At 67.2% G+C, this 18,076-nt stretch carries 17 protein-coding genes and 1 pseudogene; 13 read left to right on the forward strand and 5 right to left on the reverse strand.

Features of this window, described 5'->3' with window-relative positions; translation table 11 throughout:
• Window positions 1-231 (forward strand): annotated as a pseudogene (locus AC6RA4_RS11440) (nicotinic acid mononucleotide adenylyltransferase); the annotation flags it as partial.
• A gap of 58 nt (window positions 232-289) precedes the next feature.
• On the forward strand, window positions 290-1,825 hold the full coding sequence (gene dacB / locus AC6RA4_RS11445) for a D-alanyl-D-alanine carboxypeptidase/D-alanyl-D-alanine endopeptidase (RefSeq protein ID WP_500160389.1): 1,536 nt from the start codon (window positions 290-292) through the stop codon (window positions 1,823-1,825).
• 291 nt (window positions 1,826-2,116) lie between these two features.
• Here the strand turns inward: dacB and AC6RA4_RS11450 are convergent, their stop codons facing one another.
• Window positions 2,117-2,542, reverse strand: coding sequence for a tellurite resistance TerB family protein (locus AC6RA4_RS11450; protein ID WP_500160391.1), 426 nt, complete (start codon window positions 2,540-2,542; stop codon window positions 2,117-2,119).
• Between the two features lie 150 nt (window positions 2,543-2,692).
• Between AC6RA4_RS11450 and AC6RA4_RS11455 the strand changes: the two genes are divergently transcribed.
• The 3 genes from AC6RA4_RS11455 (at window position 2,693) to AC6RA4_RS11465 (ending at window position 7,202) form a co-directional block, all read left to right on the forward strand.
• Window positions 2,693-4,270 (forward strand): lysine--tRNA ligase, encoded by a 1,578-nt coding sequence (locus AC6RA4_RS11455; protein ID WP_500160393.1) that lies wholly within the window; start codon window positions 2,693-2,695, stop codon window positions 4,268-4,270.
• A 78-nt stretch (window positions 4,271-4,348) separates the two neighbouring features.
• Window positions 4,349-4,738 (forward strand): DUF4864 domain-containing protein, encoded by a 390-nt coding sequence (locus tag AC6RA4_RS11460; RefSeq protein WP_500160394.1) that lies wholly within the window; start codon window positions 4,349-4,351, stop codon window positions 4,736-4,738.
• A gap of 181 nt (window positions 4,739-4,919) precedes the next feature.
• Entirely contained in the window at window positions 4,920-7,202 is a 2,283-nt protein-coding gene (locus AC6RA4_RS11465) for a glycosyl hydrolase family 28-related protein (protein WP_500160396.1), read from the forward strand.
• A gap of 58 nt (window positions 7,203-7,260) precedes the next feature.
• Here the strand turns inward: AC6RA4_RS11465 and AC6RA4_RS11470 are convergent, their stop codons facing one another.
• Together AC6RA4_RS11470 and AC6RA4_RS11475 are read right to left on the reverse strand one after the other, a co-directional pair.
• Window positions 7,261-7,743: a HugZ family pyridoxamine 5'-phosphate oxidase gene (locus AC6RA4_RS11470; RefSeq protein ID WP_500160398.1), complete on the reverse strand. Its 483-nt coding sequence runs from the start codon at window positions 7,741-7,743 to the stop codon at window positions 7,261-7,263.
• Window positions 7,744-7,784: 41 nt separating this feature from the next.
• Window positions 7,785-8,456 (reverse strand): hypothetical protein, encoded by a 672-nt coding sequence (locus tag AC6RA4_RS11475; protein ID WP_500160400.1) that lies wholly within the window; start codon window positions 8,454-8,456, stop codon window positions 7,785-7,787.
• Window positions 8,457-8,592: 136 nt separating this feature from the next.
• Between AC6RA4_RS11475 and parA the strand changes: the two genes are divergently transcribed.
• Window positions 8,593-9,234 carry a ParA family partition ATPase gene (parA, locus tag AC6RA4_RS11480; RefSeq protein WP_500160402.1) on the forward strand — a complete coding sequence of 214 codons (642 nt, stop codon included), beginning with the start codon at window positions 8,593-8,595 and terminating at the stop codon, window positions 9,232-9,234.
• A gap of 55 nt (window positions 9,235-9,289) precedes the next feature.
• Entirely contained in the window at window positions 9,290-10,132 is an 843-nt protein-coding gene (locus AC6RA4_RS11485) for a DUF6206 family protein (RefSeq protein ID WP_500160403.1), read from the forward strand.
• A gap of 86 nt (window positions 10,133-10,218) precedes the next feature.
• Here AC6RA4_RS11485 and AC6RA4_RS11490 read toward each other — a convergent pair whose 3' ends face one another.
• Entirely contained in the window at window positions 10,219-10,560 is a 342-nt protein-coding gene (locus AC6RA4_RS11490; protein WP_500160405.1) for a hypothetical protein, read from the reverse strand.
• Between the two features lie 2 nt (window positions 10,561-10,562).
• Window positions 10,563-11,216 (reverse strand): fructose-6-phosphate aldolase, encoded by a 654-nt coding sequence (gene fsa, locus AC6RA4_RS11495; RefSeq protein ID WP_222602673.1) that lies wholly within the window; start codon window positions 11,214-11,216, stop codon window positions 10,563-10,565.
• A 107-nt stretch (window positions 11,217-11,323) separates the two neighbouring features.
• Here fsa and AC6RA4_RS11500 point away from each other — a divergent pair, with 107 nt between their 5' ends.
• The 6 genes from AC6RA4_RS11500 to uvrC all read left to right on the forward strand — a co-directional run.
• Entirely contained in the window at window positions 11,324-13,513 is a 2,190-nt protein-coding gene (locus AC6RA4_RS11500) for a primosomal protein N' (protein ID WP_500160407.1), read from the forward strand.
• Window positions 13,514-13,821: 308 nt separating this feature from the next.
• Window positions 13,822-14,619: a S49 family peptidase gene (locus tag AC6RA4_RS11505; protein ID WP_500160408.1), complete on the forward strand. Its 798-nt coding sequence runs from the start codon at window positions 13,822-13,824 to the stop codon at window positions 14,617-14,619.
• Between the two features lies 1 nt (window position 14,620).
• Window positions 14,621-14,788, forward strand: a complete 168-nt coding sequence (locus tag AC6RA4_RS11510; protein WP_050768403.1) for a hypothetical protein — start codon at window positions 14,621-14,623, stop codon at window positions 14,786-14,788.
• A gap of 2 nt (window positions 14,789-14,790) precedes the next feature.
• Window positions 14,791-15,753 carry a calcium/sodium antiporter gene (locus AC6RA4_RS11515; protein ID WP_500160410.1) on the forward strand — a complete coding sequence of 321 codons (963 nt, stop codon included), beginning with the start codon at window positions 14,791-14,793 and terminating at the stop codon, window positions 15,751-15,753.
• Window positions 15,754-15,766: 13 nt separating this feature from the next.
• Window positions 15,767-16,558 (forward strand): SDR family oxidoreductase, encoded by a 792-nt coding sequence (locus AC6RA4_RS11520; RefSeq protein WP_500160412.1) that lies wholly within the window; start codon window positions 15,767-15,769, stop codon window positions 16,556-16,558.
• A 330-nt stretch (window positions 16,559-16,888) separates the two neighbouring features.
• Window positions 16,889-18,076: excinuclease ABC subunit UvrC (uvrC, locus tag AC6RA4_RS11525; RefSeq protein WP_500160413.1), on the forward strand; the 1,188-nt coding region annotated here is incomplete at its 3' end.

Here is an 18,076-nt window from a genome sequence, read left to right on the forward strand (position 1 = left end):
ATCATGGAGCGGGTGCCGGTGGGGGTGCTGGCGCGTCCGGGCAGCCGGATGGCGGCGCGCGGCTCGGTGGCGGCGGATGTCTACCGCCACGCCCGCCTGCCCGATCGCGCCGCGGGGCTCTTGGCGCGAAGCGTGCCGCCGGCCTGGAGCTTCGTCAACGTGCCGATGGTGGACCTGAGCTCGACCGAACTGCGGGGCGCCGCGGGCAACCCGGCGGGCAGCAAAAAGTGATCATCCGCGGCCAAGGCGCCGCTTGTCGGCAGACAATCGCTGCGGTTAGATCGGTGCTATGAAACAAGGCATCTCCAGGCGTGCATTCCTGACGTCTCTGGCCGCGGCCGGTGCAAGCGCCGCGCTGCCCGCATGGGCCTCCGCCCCCGCCGCTTCGCTTCGTCCGGTCGCGCGCGGCGAGGATCTGCGCCTGCGCAACCTCAAGACGCCGGAAGAGCTCATCGCCTCGGCGCGGCTCGACGGCGCGGTCGGCTTCGCGGTGATCAATCTCGCCACCGGGGCGGTGATCGAGCAGCATGCGGGCGAGACCGGGCTGCCCCCGGCCAGCGTGGCCAAGGCACTCACCGCGTCCTACGCGCTCGACACGCTTGGGCCCGACTATCGCTTTCCGACCGAGGTGATTGCCACCGGTGCATTGAAGGACGGCGTGATCGAGGGCGATCTGGTGCTCGTCGGCGGCGGCGATCCGACCCTCGATACCGACGGGCTGGCGGAGCTTGCGGCGCAGCTTGCCGAGGCCGGGGTCAAGGGCGTGTCGGGCAAGTTCCGGGTCTGTGGCTCGGCGCTTCCCTTCACCCGCACCATCGACCCGGGCCAGCCGCCGCATCTGGGCTACAGCCCGGCGGTCTCGGGGCTGAACCTCAATTTCAACCGGGTGCATTTCGAGTGGAAGAAGGCCGGTGGCGACTACAATGTCACCATGGACGCGCCTTCGAACACGCTGCGCCCGGCGGTGCGAATGGCCCGCATGGGCGTCGTGTCGCGCAGCCTGCCGGTCTATACCTACACCGACAGCGGCGCCCGCGACGAGTGGACGGTGGCGCGCGGTGCGCTGGGCAATGGCGGGGCGCGCTGGCTGCCGGTGCGCAAGCCCGAACTCTACGCGGGCGAGGTCTTCCAGGCGCTTGCAGGCGGGCGGGGCGTGACGCTGCCGGCGCCCGAGGTGGTGCTGGCCCGGCCCGATGGCGTGACGCTGGCCCGCCGCGAGAGCGACGTGCTGCGCGAGATCCTGCGCGATATGCTGAAATACTCGACCAACCTCACCGCCGAGATCGTCGGCCAGACCGCCACACGGGTGCGCAAGGGCATGGTGACCTCGCTCGAGACCTCGGCGGCGGCGATGAACGAATGGGCCCGCGAGGAGCTGGGCCTGACCCATGTGGCGATGGTCGATCACTCGGGGCTGAGCGGGCTGAGCCGGGTGGCGGCGGTCGACATGGCGACGGCGATGAAGGCGCTGCGCACGCGGCTCGAGCTGAAGCCGCTGCTGAAGCCCTTCAATATCCGCGACGCGCAGGGGCGGACGGTCGACAACCACCCGGTGAAGGTGCATGCCAAGACCGGCACGCTGAACTTTGTCAGCGGGCTCTCGGGCTTTGCCGACCTGGCGGATGGCTCGGAGCTGGCCTTTGCGATTTTCTGCGGCGATATCGAGCGCCGCGATGCGCTGGGCATGGAAGAGCGCGAGCGCCCCGAGGGCGCGCGGTCGTGGAACTCGCGGGCCAAGATGCTGCAATCGCGGCTGATCGAGCGCTGGGCGGTGCTGGCGAGCGCCTGCGGCCCCTATGCGAGGGCCCTCAGGCGGCATGAATGACGGTTGCGGCCGTCAGTCTTTGCTCAGAACCCTGCCAGAGACCTGGCCGAGATCCCGGCGGCGCCGAGGATCGGCAGCAGGCAGAGGATGGCGGCGCCCAGCAGGGTGAGACGAATGCGGTTCATGGGACACTCCCGGATCAAAAAGGCACTTTGAAGAAACGAACGGCGGTAATTGCCGCGTTTCAGCCTGACTGACGCGAGGGATTATGTAAAGTTATGGAATGCCCGACCTTGCTCGGCAGGCGCGTCTCCGCTCATGGCGACTTTGCGACGCGCCCGCTGTCGGGTGTCAGGCCGGCAGGTGCCGGGCGCGGGCGCCGCGCTCGATGGCGGCGGCGTGCAGGCGGTCGATGTCGAGCTCGTAGCGGATCTCTTCCAGGAGCCGCAGCTCTTCCTCGCGCAGGGTGCCGTCGGCGGCGGCCACGTCGCAGGCCAGCGCATAGGCGGTCTCGAACAGACGCTCGGGGAGGTTGTCGCGGATCAGGCCGAACAGCGCATCGAGCCCGTCTTCCTGATCGAAGAGCTGGAACACGAGGTCCGACATGTTGCGGATGCGGTCGATATCGTACTCGGCGAAGATCGGCAGCATGTTCACCGACGACTCGATCTTCACGAGTTCCGCGGTGCGAATGTTCTGGTCCGAGGCCGAGACGGCAATCATCAGGGCGACGAGACAATCCTGGGACGTCAGCGGGTGCGGGGTGACTTCGTTCACGGCTGCTCTTTCTTCGATTGACCCTTTGAGCGCAATTTATTGACCGCGCCCCTCGTCTGCAATAGGACGCGGGCGCATCCGCCCCGGACTCACCGCGGGCGGCCTATCCCCCCGTGTCCCTATCACACGCGATCCAATGGAGTGTTTCAGATGTCTGATCTGCGCGAAGCCGCGATGAGTTCGAAGGCCTGGCCCTTTGAAGAGGCGCGCCGCGTCCTGAAACGCTACGAGAAAAAGCCGCCCGAGAAGGGCTACGTTCTGTTCGAGACCGGCTACGGTCCCTCGGGCCTGCCGCATATCGGCACCTTCGGCGAGGTCGCGCGGACCACGATGATCCGCCGTGCCTTCGAGCTGATCTCGGACATCCCGACCCGTCTGATCTGTTTCTCGGACGACATGGACGGCATGCGCAAGGTGCCCGAGAACGTTCCGAACCAGGAGCTTCTGCACGCCAACCTGCAGCGCCCGCTGACCTCGGTGCCGGACCCGTTCGAGGAATTCGAAAGCTTCGGCCACCACAACAACGCCATGCTGCGCCGCTTCCTCGACACCTTCGGCTTCCAGTACGAGTTTTACTCGGCGACCGAGTTCTACAAGACCGGCCAGTTCGACGAGATCCTGCTGCGCTGCGCCGAGAAGTATGATGACCTGATGGCCATCATGCTGAAATCGCTGCGTGACGAGCGGGCATCGACCTACTCGATCTTCCTGCCGATCCACCCCGAGAGCGGCCGGGTGCTCTATGTGCCGATGAAGCATGTGGACGCCAAGGAAGGCACCATCACCTTTGACGACGATGACGGCAAGGAATGGACCCTGCCGGTCACCGGCGGCAACGTGAAGCTGCAGTGGAAGCCCGATTTCGGCGCCCGCTGGGCGGCGCTCGAGGTCGATTTCGAGATGTACGGCAAGGACCACTCGACCAACACGCCGATCTATGACGGCATCTGCCGGACCCTCGGCGTGCGTGCGCCCGAGCACTTCACCTACGAACTGTTCCTCGACGATCAGGGCCAGAAGATCTCGAAGTCGAAGGGCAACGGCCTGTCGATCGACGAGTGGCTGACCTATGCCTCGACCGAGTCGCTGTCGTACTTCATGTACCAGAAGCCCAAGACCGCGAAGCGGCTGTGGTGGGACGTGATCCCCAAGGCTGTCGACGAGTATCACCAGCAGCTCCGCGCCTTCCCGACGCAGGACGCCAAGGGCCAGCTCAACAACCCGGTCTGGCACATCCACGGCGGCGACGTGCCCGAGTCGAAGATGGTGGTGCCGTTCTCGATGCTGCTCAACCTCGCCTCGGCCGCCGGGGCCGAGGACAAGGAGACCATGTGGGGCTTCATCCGCCGCTATGCCCCCGAGGCGAGCCCGGAGAGCCATCCCGACATGGATCAGGCCGCCGGTTTCGCGGTCCGCTACTACGACGATTTCGTCAAGCCCACCAAGCAGTTCCGCGCCCCCGACGAGAAGGAGCGGGCGGCGATGGAAGACCTCGCGGGCCGTCTGCGCGGTTACGATGGCGAGGTCTCGGACGAGGCGCTGCAGACGCTGGTCTTCGCGGTCGGCAAGGAGCACGGTTTCGAGAACCTGCGCGACTGGTTCAAGGCGCTTTACGAGGTGCTGCTGGGCCAGAGCCAGGGCCCGCGCTTCGGCGGCTTCATCGCGCTTTACGGCGTCGACGAGACCGTGGCGCTGATCGAGAAGGGCCTCGCCGGCGCGCTCGGCTGAGCCCGCGTCGGTTTTGACCGGTTGACCGCTTGCGCTACCTTCTCTGCACGAGGAGGTAGCGTGATGCGGAAATGGGTGATGAGTTTGATCGTGGGGCTGGCGCTGTCCGGGCCCGCGATCGCACAGGACGACGCGGCGATCGAAGGCGTGATCCGCCAGCAGCTCGATGCGTTTGTCGCCGGTGATGTCGACACCGCCTGGGGCTTTGCCAGCCCCGAGATCCAGCGTCTTTTCGGCAATCCCGAGAATTTCGGCCGCATGGTCGAGCGCGGCTATCCCATGGTCTGGGCACCCGGCGACGTGCGCTTCGGGGCGCTGTCGCAAAGCGATGGCGGGCTCTGGCAGACGGTGATCGTGCAGGATGCCGAGGGCGCGCTGCACGCGCTGCAATACCAGATGGAACAGATCGACGGGAACTGGCGAATCGCTGGCGTGCGCTTCGCGCCGGTGCCGCAGGTCTCGGCCTAAGCCCCGCGATCCGGGAAAGCAGCTTTCGGCCTCCGTCCGTCCGTTGCGCGGCGGGCGGTCCGCGGAGCGGTGGCCGCAGATCCTCTTAACGCCTCAAAGTTATCTGCAATTTGCGCGGGATTTCACGCCGCCCGCGCGGCGGCGGTCCCTTGCGCAGTGCGGGCAACAGAGGATCGAACGGATGAACAAGGCGGTAACCGATGGCGTGGTCTTCATGCCGACACCCTTCTCGGACGGGCTGGACGTCTGGTCGCGCAGCGACGGCACGCCGGGCTCGGACAGCTATGACGGCTTCGCCAACGCCGCCTACGTGCCCGCCGACGCGGATTTCGCCGGCTGCCTCGAGATCCTCAAGACCGAGGCCACGCAGCGCCTGCGCTACATGGGCGACACCCCGATCCTGCCGGGCTGCTACCTGCGCGTGACGGCCCGGGTGAAGGCGATCTCGGGGGTGATGCCCGCCGTGCGCATCGGCGCGTGGGCCGGGCGCGACAACGGCACCGAGGTCACCGGGCTCACCGTCACCGGCCCCTCGGTGCAGCTCACCAGCTATGGCGCGGTGGTCGAGGTCTCGGCCATCGTCGGCGTCGGCAATCGCGGCGGCGTCGACATGGTCTGGGGCACCGAGCCGGATCTCGGGCATTTTGGCCTCGACCTGACGGGCGGCAATGGCGGCGTGGTGCGGATCGACGACATCGTCATCGAGGACATCACCAGCGTTTTCCTGCGCGACCTGATGAACTGGGTCGATGTGCGCGACTACGGCGCGGTGGGCGACGGCAGCACCGACGACAGCGCCGCCTTCGAGGCCGCCGACGCGGCGGCGAACGGGCGCAAGGTTCTCGTCTCGGCGGGCAGCTACCGGCTGGCGAACTCTGTGACGTTCGAGAACCACGTGGAGTTCGAGGGCAGCGTCACCATGCCCGATGCGGCCATCCTGTCGCTGACCAAGGATTTCGAGCTGTCGCCCTATGTCGATGCCTTCGGCGGTGACGAGGAGACGGCGCTGAAGAAGGGCCTTCAGTCTCTGCTCAACAACGCCGACCACGAAAGTTTCGATCTGTCCGGGCGCCGGGTCTCGCTGACGGCGCCGATCGACGTGCAGGCGGCGGTGAACAATCGCGATACCTTTGCCCAGCGGCGGGTGCTGCGCAACGGTCAGCTCCGGGCCGAGGCCGGTCCCGGCTGGGACAGCGAAACCGTCACCAGCCAGGCGACCTACTCTGCATCGAACCAGTGGCAACTGACCAATGTCGCCAACATCGCGAACATCGAGATTGGCAGCCTCATCGAGGCGGCGGGCGTGGGGCGCGAGATCTATGTGAAGGCGGTCAATGTCGGCGCCCAGAGCCTGACCCTGTCGCAGCCGCTCTCGGATGCGGTCGGCACCCAGAGCTACAGCTTCACGCGGTTCCGGTATCTGCTCGACTTCAGTGGCTTCAGCCGGATCGACAAGTTCGAGATCGAGGATGTCGAGTTCGTCTGCAACGAGCTTTGCAGCGGGCTGATGCTGGCGCGCTCGGGCGTGGTCAACGTGGTGCGCAACTGCGTGTTCAACCGGCCCAAGGATCGTGGCATCAGCTCTGCCGGCTCCGCCTGTCAGGGCATCCTGATCGACTACAACCAGTTCATCACCGCCGAAGGGGGGCTGACCACGCAGAACCGCAAATCGGTCGCGATCAATACCAACTCCAACGACGTCAAGATCCGCAACAACCGCGCCTCGCAGTTCCGCCATTTCGCGGTGGTTTCGGGCGGCAACGGGGTGATCGCCAACAACCACTTCTTTCAGGGCGACGCCAGCGGCATTCGCAGCGCCGGGATCGTTCTCTGCCTGAAGAACACCAACACCACGATTTCGGGAAACTACGTCGACAACTGCTTCATCGAGTGGACCAACGAGCGCGACCCGGCGCCAGATTTCGTTTCGGGGTTCGGGTTCTCCGGACTGTCGGTGACGAACAACGTGTTCCTGTGCTCCGACATGTCGCAGCAGTTCTCGTTCATCATTGTGAAGCCTTACGGCCAGAACCACCGGGTCAACGGCCTCAACGTGTCGGGCAACCTGTTCCGGGCTTCGGGCGGGACGATCAACCGGGTCGACCGGGTGGACACCTCGTTTGCCGGGCTCGATCTGTCGGCGATGCGCAACATCCATTTCACCAACAACACCTATCTCAACGTGCATAACGGGGTCGAAAACCCGTTGCTGCTCACCCATGCGCAGAACACCCATGCGCAGACCTGGGTGATCGACACCGCGGACCGCTTGCCGTTCAACGGCTACACCATGGAGGTCGAGAGCCTCGTGCTGCGCTCGCGTCCGCGAGATGCCAGCAACGTGAGCCTCTTCGCCACGCCCTACACCTCGGTGCGCGAGGGCGGCGGGCAGGATCAGGTGCACGCGATCTGGCCCGAGCCGGTGCTGGGCGATGTCACCCTGCGGGTGCGCATGGACAACTGAGCGTCGCGTCGCGGCGCGGTGGCGGCCGGTGCCCGGGAGGGCGCCGGCCGTTTGCGTGTCAGGCCGCGAGATCCTCCGGGGTGAGCACGAACGCCTTGCCGAAGCCGCCATTGAGCAGCCCGCGGCGGATCTCGAAGCGCAACAGCGAGAAATCCGCAAAGCCGATATAGAGCTTCGCCTTGGGCTGAAGGCTCAGGTAATGCTCCGCCAGCGCCGCGTGGTCGGCCTCGCCATGCCGGATGAACCGGGCACCGGCCTGCAGGCTGAGGCGCGGATGGGTGAGCGGATCGCCCTTCGGTCCGGGCTCGCCCAGCAGCAGCGCGCAGGCCGGATCGGCCTTGAGCGCGGCGGCGTGGAAGGCGAGGTCGGAGACCAGGCTCAGCGGCAGCCCGTCAGGGCCGGGCACCACCGAGACCCGGCTGACCATCGGCGTCTGGGTCTCGGGATCGGTGACGGCCAGCGCCGCGAAGCGGGCGGCGGCGATGAGGTCGCGGGCGAGGGCGCGGGCCTCGTCGTCGGTGGGGCGGATGGGGTCTGTCATGGCGGCGAGACTAGCGCGGCGCGGCGGCGGGCGGAAGCGGCTCAGAACTCGGCCCAGAGGCCGAAGGTGAGGCCCATCGACGTGTCGCCAAGCAAGCCGTAGCTGCCGCCGATCTGCGTCTTCAACCGCTTGGTGAGCGGCTGTACGAGCGTTGGCTCGATGCGGATGAAGGGCGGATCGCCGAATTGCTGCCCGGTCTGGAACTGCATGACGAGCTTGCGCTCTTGCCAGAGGTTCACCCCCCAGGTGAGGTCGAGCTTGTAGTCCGTCTCGCCGCTGCCGAGCGAGATTTCCGCCAGCCCGTCGGCAGAAAGCCAGCCGTGGTTCAGGCCAAGCCCGAGAGACAGCCCGGGGCGCAGCACCATGTCGCCCTCGATCTGGCCCAGCCCCAGCTCGGCGGCGAGCTTGAGCCGTCGGTCGCTGCGCCCGAGCGGCATCCGGATGAAGGCGACGTCCTTGCCGCCGCCCGAGATCGCCCGGCCCAGATCGAGCCCCATGGTGAGCCGCTCGGTCAGCCCGTATTCGAGATAGAGCGTGTAATATTCTCCGGTCGGTTCGTACGAGGTCCAGGTGCTGATGTCCTGCGGCCAGGACAGGCGCACAAGGGAGCTGGCGAACAGCCGCCCCTCTTCGCGCGGCCAAGCCCCGGCGTCAGCGCCACCGGCAAGACCGGCCAGCGCAAGCGCCATCGCCAGAACCTTGCCGATCCCCATCGCGGATTTCCCTTGCCACCGGAAAACCTTGCGTCCAGCGTAGTTAACGCGCCGTTAAGCGGCGCTTTACCGGCGGCGGCTTTTGCCTATGCTGCAGGTGCAAGGCAATCGCCGAGGGCGAAGCAGGGGGACGGCAATGGCAGGATCGGTGATCACGGTGGCGCAGCAGAAGGGCGGGTCGGGCAAGACCACGCTCTCGGCCAATCTGGCGATCGGTCTGCGCCTGGCGGGGCACTCGGTTGCGCTGATCGATACCGATCCGCAGGGCAGCCTCGGGCGTTGGTTCATGACCCGGCTCGAGCACAATCCCGACGCGGTCGAAGGGCTCGAGTTCGCCACCTCCTCGGCCTGGGGCATCACCTATGAATGCCGCAAGCTGGCCGAGCGCTTTGATGTCGTCATCGTCGACACTCCGCCCAAGGCCGACAGCGACCTGCGCCCGGCGCTGCGCGCCGCCGATCTGGTGCTGGTGCCGGTCTCGATGAGCCATCTCGACCTCTGGGCCACGGAGAGCGTGCTCGATCTTGCCCGCCGTGAGAATCGCGAGGTGATGATGGTGATGAACCGGACCCGTCCGGGCACGCGGCTCTCGGGCGAGATCACTGCAGCGGCCAACAAGATGGCCGCCCGCATCGCCGAGGCGCAGCTGGGCAACCGGGTGGGCTATGCCGAGGCCTTCGGGCACGGGCTCAGCGCCGCCGAGGGCCGCAAGACGCCCGCGCGCGGAGAGGTCGAGGCGCTGTCGGCAGAGGTGGCGCAGGTGCTGGCGAACGGGTAAAGGGGGCTTCGAGCCCCTGTGTCCTGAGCCGGGGGCGTGCCCCGGAGAAGAGCCCATGACCGATCACGCCGCCCTTGCCGAGACCATCCGCCGCCACGAGGCCGCGCAGGGCCAGCCGATCTCGCGGCTGGGCTATTTCTGCGCCCCGTTCCGGCCCGCGGTGGGGCCATTCTCGGATCGTGTCATCAAGGTCTATCGCGGTCTGCCCGATGCCGCTGCGCTCGACCGTCTCGCGGCGGCGCATGACGATTACGTCGCCGCCCTGCGCGAGACCGGCGTGCCGCTGCCGGAGACCGAGTTCCTGCTGCTCGAGAGCGACGGCGCGCGGGTGCCGGTGATCGTGCAGGAGGCGCTGCCCGAGGCGGCGCTGATGCGCCCGCGGATGCAGGCCGAGGGGCTGGAGTCGACGCTGGAGATGATGGAGGCCGCGGGCCAGGTCATCGCAAGGTTCTGGAACGCTGCCGACCGTTTCGAGACCCGCATCGGCTTTCACCCCTCGATCCGCAACTTTGCGGTCGTCGACGGCACCGCGGTGTTCTACGACACCTTCCCGCCGCTGATCCATTACAGCCGCGACGAGATGGGGCGGATGCTGCTGCTGTTCTCGGAGAAACGCCTGATGCGGCTGGTGGGCCCCTTGATGCGCAAGCGGGTGACCGGCATCCAGGACGAGTGGTACTCGGCCCCCGAGACGCTGGTCGGACTGGTGGGCTCGGCCTGCCGGCTGCGGCCCGAGCATGGCGAGCACTACCTCGCCTGGGGGCGCGAGTTTGCCGCGCGCGAGATGCCGCGCTGGCAGGACGAGGCGATTGCGGGGATGCAGGAGATGCCGCGCCTGCCGGGCTACTGGACCGGTTTCCGCAAGCTGCTGGGCCTTCAGGGCGAGCCCAACGTCTGACTGGGAAGAATTTTCACTGAAAATTCTTGGACGTCGCGCGGGGTGAGGAAGATTTTTCGCAGGAAAAATCTTCGTGCCGCTGCGCCCTAGACGTTCGGCTCGATCGAGCCCATCACGGTGAGGAAGACCTCCTCGGGCAGCGCCGCGGCGAGGCAGTCGCGCAGGATCGGCCACTCGTCCTCGTCATCCTCGGCGATCTCGCGCAGGTCCATGATGACGTCATGCACGCCGTGGGTCAGAACGCCGAGTCGGTCTCCGCTCGACAGCGCGGTGTCGAGATACTCGTCGAAGGCTTCGCCGAACACCTCCGGCGGCAGCCCATGCATTTCAAGCTGGTAGGCTTGCCAGGCGAGGATCACCGCCCGCTTGTCGAGCAGGCTCAGCTGAGCCTCTGCCTGCCGGACAGCGGGCGGGATCCGTCGGGTCATGATCAGACGATCTTGATGCCGGCCTTCTCGGCATCCGCAAGGAACGCCGCGAGGCCCTTGTCGGTCAGCACGTGATTGGCCATCGCCTTGATCACCGCCGGCGGCGCGGTGGCCACGTCGGCGCCGATCTTGGCGCAATCGGACATGTGGTTGGCGCTACGGATCGAGGCGGCGAGGATCTGGGTCTCGAAGCCGTAGTTGTCATAGATCTGGCGGATGTCGGCGATCAGCTCGAGCCCGTCGATGTTGATGTCGTCGAGGCGACCGACGAAGGGCGAGATGAAGGTCGCGCCGGCCTTGGCCGCGAGAAGCGCCTGGTTGGCCGAGAAGCAGAGCGTCACGTTCACCATCTTGCCTTCCGAGGTGAAGGTCTTGCAGGCGCGCAGGCCGTCGAGGGTCAGCGGCACCTTGATGGCGATGTTCGGCGCGATCTCGGCCAGCTTGCGGCCTTCCTCGACCATCGCCTCATACTCGGTGGCGACCACCTCGGCCGAAACCGGGCCGTCGACCATGTCGCAGATTTCCTTGGTAACTTCGAGGATGTCACGGCCGGACTTGGCGATCAGCGAGGGGTTGGTGGTCACACCGTCCACGAGGCCCAGATCGTTGAGCTCGCGGATCGCGTCCACGTCGGCGGTGTCTACGAAAAATTTCATCGGCGTCAGCCCTCCCGGCTTTGCTTGGCATTCGGTCGCGCGTGTCATACCCCATGCAGGGGCCCTCAGGAAGCCCCTGAAGTTTTGCGCTAACGGAAACCCTGCAGATGGATGCGTTCTACGACGAAGGCACGCTGGTTGCCGTGCTGACCACGCAGCCGCTGGACCGGCTGCTCGACTACAAGGCGCCCGAGGGTGGCTGCTGGGAGGGCGCCTTCGTCGAGGTGCCGCTCGGGCCGCGCAAGGTGCTGGGCGTGGTCTGGGGGCCGGGCAAGGGCGATTTCGACTATGCCAAGGTGCGGCCCGTCACCCGGGTGCTCGACGTGGCGCCGATGCGCGCCGAGCTGCGCAGCTTCCTCGAACGCGCCGGCGAGTACACCCTGACGCCGCTCACCGCGATGCTGCGGCTCGCCACCCGCGCGCCGGGGCTGGGCGAGGCGCCCTCGATGCGCAAGATCTACCGGCTGGGCGATGCGGAACCCGAGCGCCTGACCGACGCGCGCCGCAGGGTGCTCGAGGTGCTCGCCGACATCGGCGGGCTGGCACTGACCCAGGGCGAGCTCGCCGAGGCGGCGGGGGTGACGCCCTCCGTCATCAAGGGACTCGCCAAGATGGGCGCGGTGCGCGAGGAGGAGGCGCCGCGCGACACCGCCTTCCCGCGGCTCGATCCCGATTACGGCGGCAAGACGCTGGCAGAGGATCAGGCGCTCGCGGCGCAGAGCCTGCGCGAGGGCGTGGCCTCGGGGCGCTACGGCACGGTGCTGCTCAAGGGGGTGACCGGCTCGGGCAAGACCGAGGTCTATCTCGAAGCGGTGGCGGAGTGCCTGGCGCAGGGGCGGCAGGCGCTGGTGCTGCTGCCCGAGATCGCGCTGACCTCGGAGTTCCTCACCCGGGTCGAGGCGCGCTTCGGCGCCAAGCCCGCCGAGTGGCACTCGGGCGTCACGGTGACCGAGCGCCGGCGGGTCTGGAAGCAGGTGGCGCAGGGCGGGGCGCAGCTCGTCGTGGGGGCGCGCTCGGCGCTGTTCCTGCCGTTCCGGGATCTCGGGCTGACGGTTGTCGACGAGGAACACGACACCTCCTACAAGCAGGACGAGGGCGTGCTCTACAACGCCCGCGACATGGCGGTGCTGCGCGCCTCGATCTGCGCGGGCCGGGTGGTGCTGGCCTCGGCCACGCCCTCGCTCGAGAGCTGGGCCAATGCCGATGCCGGCAAGTACCAGCGGCTCGATCTGGTCTCGCGCTTCGGCGCCTCGGTGATGCCCGAGATGCGCTCCATCGACATGCGGGCCGAGACGCTGCCCTCGAACCGCTGGGTTTCGCCTTCGCTGCAATCGGAGGTGCTGGCGCGCATCGAGCGCGGCGAGCAGGCGATGCTGTTTCTCAACCGGCGCGGCTATGCGCCGGTGACGATCTGCCGAGCCTGCGGCCACCAGATCGGCTGCCCGCATTGCGACGCGCGCATGGTCGAGCACCGCTTCCTGCAGCGCCTCGTCTGCCACCAGTGCGGCGAGACCGTCCCGAAGCCGGAGACCTGCCCGTCTTGCGAGGCGGAGGACAAGCTGGCGGCGGTGGGGCCCGGGGTCGAGCGGCTGGCCGAAGAGGCGGCGGAGCTGTTCCCGCAGGCGCGGCTGGCGGTGCTGTCCTCGGATCTCTTCGGCTCGGCGCGGGCGCTGAAGGAGGAGATCGAGAAGATCGCCTCCGGTGGCGCCGACATCGTCATCGGCACGCAGCTGGTGGCCAAGGGGCATAACTTCCCGCTGCTGACGCTGGTGGGGGTGATCGACGCCGATCTCGGGCTTCAGGGCTCGGACCTGCGCGCCGCCGAGCGCACCTTCCAGCTGATGCGGCAGGTGGCGGGGCGCGCCGGGCGCGCCGAGCGGCCCGGGGTGGCGCTCCTGCAGACCTACCAGCCCGAGCACCCGGTGATCCGGGCGATCCTGTCGGGCGACGAAGAGGGGTTTTGGCAGGCCGAGGCCGAGGAGCGTCGGGCTGCCGGCATGCCGCCCTACGGCCGGCTCGCCGGGGTGATCCTGTCCTCGACCGAGGCGCAGGAGGTGTTCGATCTCGGCAACGCCATGGCGCGGCAGGACGCGCCGCTGCGCCGCATCGGGGCGCAGGTCTACGGGCCCGCGCCGGCGCCCATCGCCAAGGTGCGCGGGCGGCACCGGGTGCGGCTGCTGGTCAAGGCGCCCAAGGGCGCGGCGCTGCAGCCGGCGCTGGCCGACTGGGCCGGGCAGTTCCGGCTGAGGGGCGAGCTGCGCATGGCGATCGATATCGACCCGCAGAACTTCTTCTGACCGGAGCGCGACCGGTCGGTCCCCGCGCGGCTTGAGAGGGCGGAGAGGGGGCCAGCCCCCTCTTGACGCTGTGCGCCAATTCACCCCCGAGGTATTTTGAAACCAGAGAAGGCATGGGGGAGCGCCCCTGGCTTCTCTTCGTCAAAAATACTCCCGCCGGAGGCAGGCCGTCCACTGTGGCCGGGCGCGGCGCATGTCGTGGGCTTGTCGGCAGGGCAGGACGACAGGATGGCGTCTTTGGCGCAGTCGGGGGCTTGTTTTTTGCCGTTGCCTTGTTTGTCCCGCATGTGCCCTCTACATCTCCACGCATGAAGAGCTGGTTCCCGTTCCTGAAGAAGAAACCGACCGTGGCCGTGGTGCGCTTGCAGGGGGCCATCGGCACCGGCGGGCGTATGGCACTGTCTGACCAGAGCCTGCGGCCGCTGCTCGAGCGTGCCTTTCGCAAGGGCAAGCCCGCGGCGGTGGCGCTGGAGATCAACTCGCCCGGCGGCTCGCCGGTGCAGAGCTCGCTGATCGGGGCGCGCATCCGCAGGCTTTCCGAAGAATGCGAGGTGCCGGTCTATGCCTTCACCGAGGATGTGGCGGCCTCGGGCGGTTACTGGATCGCCTGCGCCGCAGACGAGATCCACGCCGATCCCAGCTCGATCCTCGGCTCCATCGGGGTGATCTCGGCAGGGTTCGGCGCGCATGTCTTCCTGCAGCGGCAGGGCATCGAGCGCCGGGTGCACACGGCAGGGCGCTCGAAGAGCATGCTCGATCCGTTCCGCCCCGAAAGCGAGGAAGACGTGGCGCGGCTCGACCGGTTGCTCGGCCAGCTGCACGAGACCTTCATTGCGCAGGTGAAGGACCGGCGCGGCGCCAAGCTCGCCGACAATCCGGACCTGTTCACCGGCGAGGTCTGGATCGGCAAGGCCGCCTGCGAGGTCGGGCTGGCCGATGGCGTCGGCCATCTCGTGCCGGTGATGAAAGAGAAATTCGGCGACAAGGTTCGCTTCCGCCGCTACGAGCAGAAGCGCCGCCTGCTGCCGCGGCTCGGCATGTCGCTGGCGCAGGACGCGCTCGACACGCTCGACGAGCGCGCCGCCTTTGCGAGGTTCGGTCTCTGACGTGCTGGCCAAGATCGTTGCGATATTCCTGGTGGTGATTGCCCTGCTCGGCATGTTCGGAAAGCTCCGGATGCCGGGGGCGGCCCGCCTTTCACAGATGAAATGCCCGCGTTGCGGCCGCTACCGGATCGGTAAGGGCCCCTGTGACTGCGGGAAGAAGAAGGGCTGATCATGGTCTTTGTCTACGCGGCCCTCGGCCTCGTGATCCTGCTGCTGGCGGGCGATGCGCTGGTGAAGGGCGCGGTGAACCTTTCGCTGCGGGTCGGCATCCCGGCGCTCATCGTCAGTCTCACCATCGTCGCCTTCGGCACCTCGGCGCCGGAGCTGTTGATCTCGGTGCAGGCGGCAAGGGCCGGCGTGCCGGGCATCGCGCTTGGCAACGTGGTGGGGTCAAACACCGCCAACGTGCTGCTGGTGCTGGGCATCCCGGCGCTGATCGCGGTGATGCACACCTCGGCGCATGACACCCGCAAGAGCTATGTGGTGATGCTCGGCGCCTCGGTGCTGTTCATCGCGCTGGCCTTCCGGGGCGTGTTCGACTGGTTCGCCGGGATCCTGATGCTGGCGGTGCTGGGGATCATCCTCTTCGACCAGATGCGCGAGGCCCTGCGGCACCGGCGCAACGGCAAGGCGGATGCCGAGCTTGAGGAGCTCGAAGAGCCCGAGGGCGCGGACCCGGACATGCCGTGGTGGAAGATCGCGCTGTTCCTGGCGCTGGGCCTGGTCGGGCTGCCGCTGGGCGCCGATCTGCTGATCGACAGCTCGACCGAGATCGCCAAGATGTTCGGCGTGCCGGACACGGTGATAGGCCTGACGCTGGTGGCGCTGGGAACCTCGCTGCCGGAGCTGGCCACCACCGTGATGGCGGCGATCCGCCGGCAGGCGGATGTGGCGCTCGGCAATGTCATTGGCTCGAACCTGTTCAACCTGCTCGCGATCATCGGCATCGCGGCGCTGATCAAGCCGATGCCGGTGGATCCCGAATTCCTCCGCTTCGACCTCTGGGTCATGCTCGCCGCGTCTTTGCTGCTGATCCCCTTCGTCTTCCTGAAGAAGGATCTGGGCCGCGTCTGGGGCGTGGTCTTGTCGGCGCTTTACGTGGGCTATGTCTCCATCGTGCTGATCGGTGGATGAGGGAGAGCAGAACATGACGTTGCAGGTGAAAAGGGCACTGGTCACCGGTGCGGGCAAGCGGCTGGGCCGCGCCATGGCGCTGGATCTCGCCGATCGCGGTTTCGACGTGGCGGTGCATTACGCGGGCTCGGAAGAGGCCGCGCGAGAGGTCGTGGATCTGATCCGCGCCAAGGGCCGCAAGGCCGAGGCGGTGCAGGCCGACCTGCTCGCGGAGGACGCCGCGCAGGCGCTGGTGCCGCGCGCAACCGAGGCGCTGGGCGGCGCGCTGAGCGTGCTGGTCAACAACGCCTCGATTTTTGACTATGACAATCTTGCCAGCACCACGCGCGAGAGCTGGGACCGGCATTTCGAGTCCAACCTGCGCGCGCCCTTCGTGCTGATGCAGGCGCTGGCGGCGCAGGTGCCCGAGCCGATGAGCGATGACATGGGCGAGCCGGTGGCGCAGGGCGTGGTGGTCAACATGATCGACCAGCGGGTGCGCAAGCTGACGCCGGAATTCATGAGCTACACGCTGGCCAAGTCGGCGCTCTGGACGCTCACGCAGACCGCCGCCATGGCGCTGGCGCCGAGGGTGCGGGTGAACGCGATCGGGCCCGGCCCGACGCTGCAGGGCGCCCGCCAGAGCGACGAGCATTTTGCCAAGCAGCGCGCCGCGACGGTGCTCGAGCGCGGCGCCAATCCGGCCGACATCACCGCGGCTCTGGGCTATATCCTCGCGTCGCCGGGCTTTACCGGGCAATTGCTTTGCGTGGACGGGGGGCAGCACCTCGCGTGGCAGACGCCGGACGTGCTGGGCGTCGAATGAACTGCCCCAGCGTCAGGTCGCGCGCGGGCACATGAAACTTGTGCACGGGCTCACGAAGCCGTCGTGAAGATGTTACAAAATCGTCGTGCCTTCAAGGGTTTGGCGGGTGTCCGGAAAAGTTTCGTTCGAAATCAGCAGGTTATAAAACTGCCTAAAAAACTCTCTTTTGACGGAAACCACCTTCTAACAAGGGAAAATCGCAGTTCCCCAGAAATTGCCCAAAGGATTATCCACAGGAACCGTGGATTACATAGATGTTGATCTCGCCGGTCGGGCATTGCAGCAGAGATGGGGAATCACGAGAATGAGAGCGTTCGGGCACAAACGACCATGACCGAGGAGAGCGACACCCATCAGGCGCCGGCCTTGCGCGGCTACGAGCTCATCCACTCCTATCTCAGGACGCTGGATTCGAGCCCGGGCGTCTACCGCATGCTCGATGACCAGAGCCGGGTGCTCTATGTCGGCAAGGCGCGGAATCTGAAGGCCCGGGTGTCGAACTATTCGCGCCCCTCGGCGCAGCATTCGCGGCGCATCTCGCGGATGATCTCGGAAACCGCGTCGATGATGTTCCTCACCACGCGCACCGAGACCGAGGCGCTGCTGCTCGAGCAGAACCTGATCAAGCAGCTCAAGCCCAAGTTCAACGTGCTGCTGCGCGACGACAAGTCGTTCCCCAATATTCAGGTCACCACCGAGCACGCCTTTCCGCAGATCCGCAAGCATCGCGGCGCCAAGACCGAGAAGGGCGCCTATTACGGCCCCTTCGCCAGCGCCGGCGCGGTGAACCGGACGCTGAACCAGCTGCAGAAGGCCTTCCTGTTGCGCAACTGCTCGGACTCGATGTTCGAGGGGCGCACGCGGCCCTGCCTGCTCTACCAGATCAAGCGCTGCTCGGCGCCCTGCGTCGGTTACATCTCGGAGGCGGATTACGCCGAGAGCGTGCGCGACGCCGAGCGCTTCCTGTCGGGCAAGTCGACCCGGGTGCAGGAGACGCTGGCGGCGCAGATGGCCGAGGCCTCCGAGGCGATGGAGTTCGAACGCGCGGCGGCGCTGCGCGACCGCATCCGGGCGTTGACGCAGGTGCAGACGGTGCAGGGCATCAACCCGCAGACCGTGGCCGAGGCTGACGTGATCGCGCTCCACATGGAAGGCGGGCAGGCCTGCGTGCAGGTGTTCTTCATCCGCGCCAACCAGAACTGGGGCAACAAGGATTACTACCCCCGCGTCGGCGAGGACGTGGAGCCGCAGGAGGTGCTCGAGGCCTTCATCGGCCAGTTCTACGACAGCAAGGAGCCGCCGCGCCTGCTGCTGCTCAACCACGAGATCGAGAACCCCGACCTGATGTGCCAGGCGCTGAGCGAAAAGCTCGGCCGCAAGGTCGAGATCGCGGTGCCGCTCCGGGGCGAGAAGGCCGAGCTGGTGGAGGGCGCGGCGCGCAACGCCCGCGAGAGCCTCGCCCGGCGCATGGCCGAGACCGCGACCCGTGTGCCGATCGTCGACTACCTCGTCCTGGAC

The sequence above is a fragment of the Salipiger sp. genome (assembly GCF_059781815.1).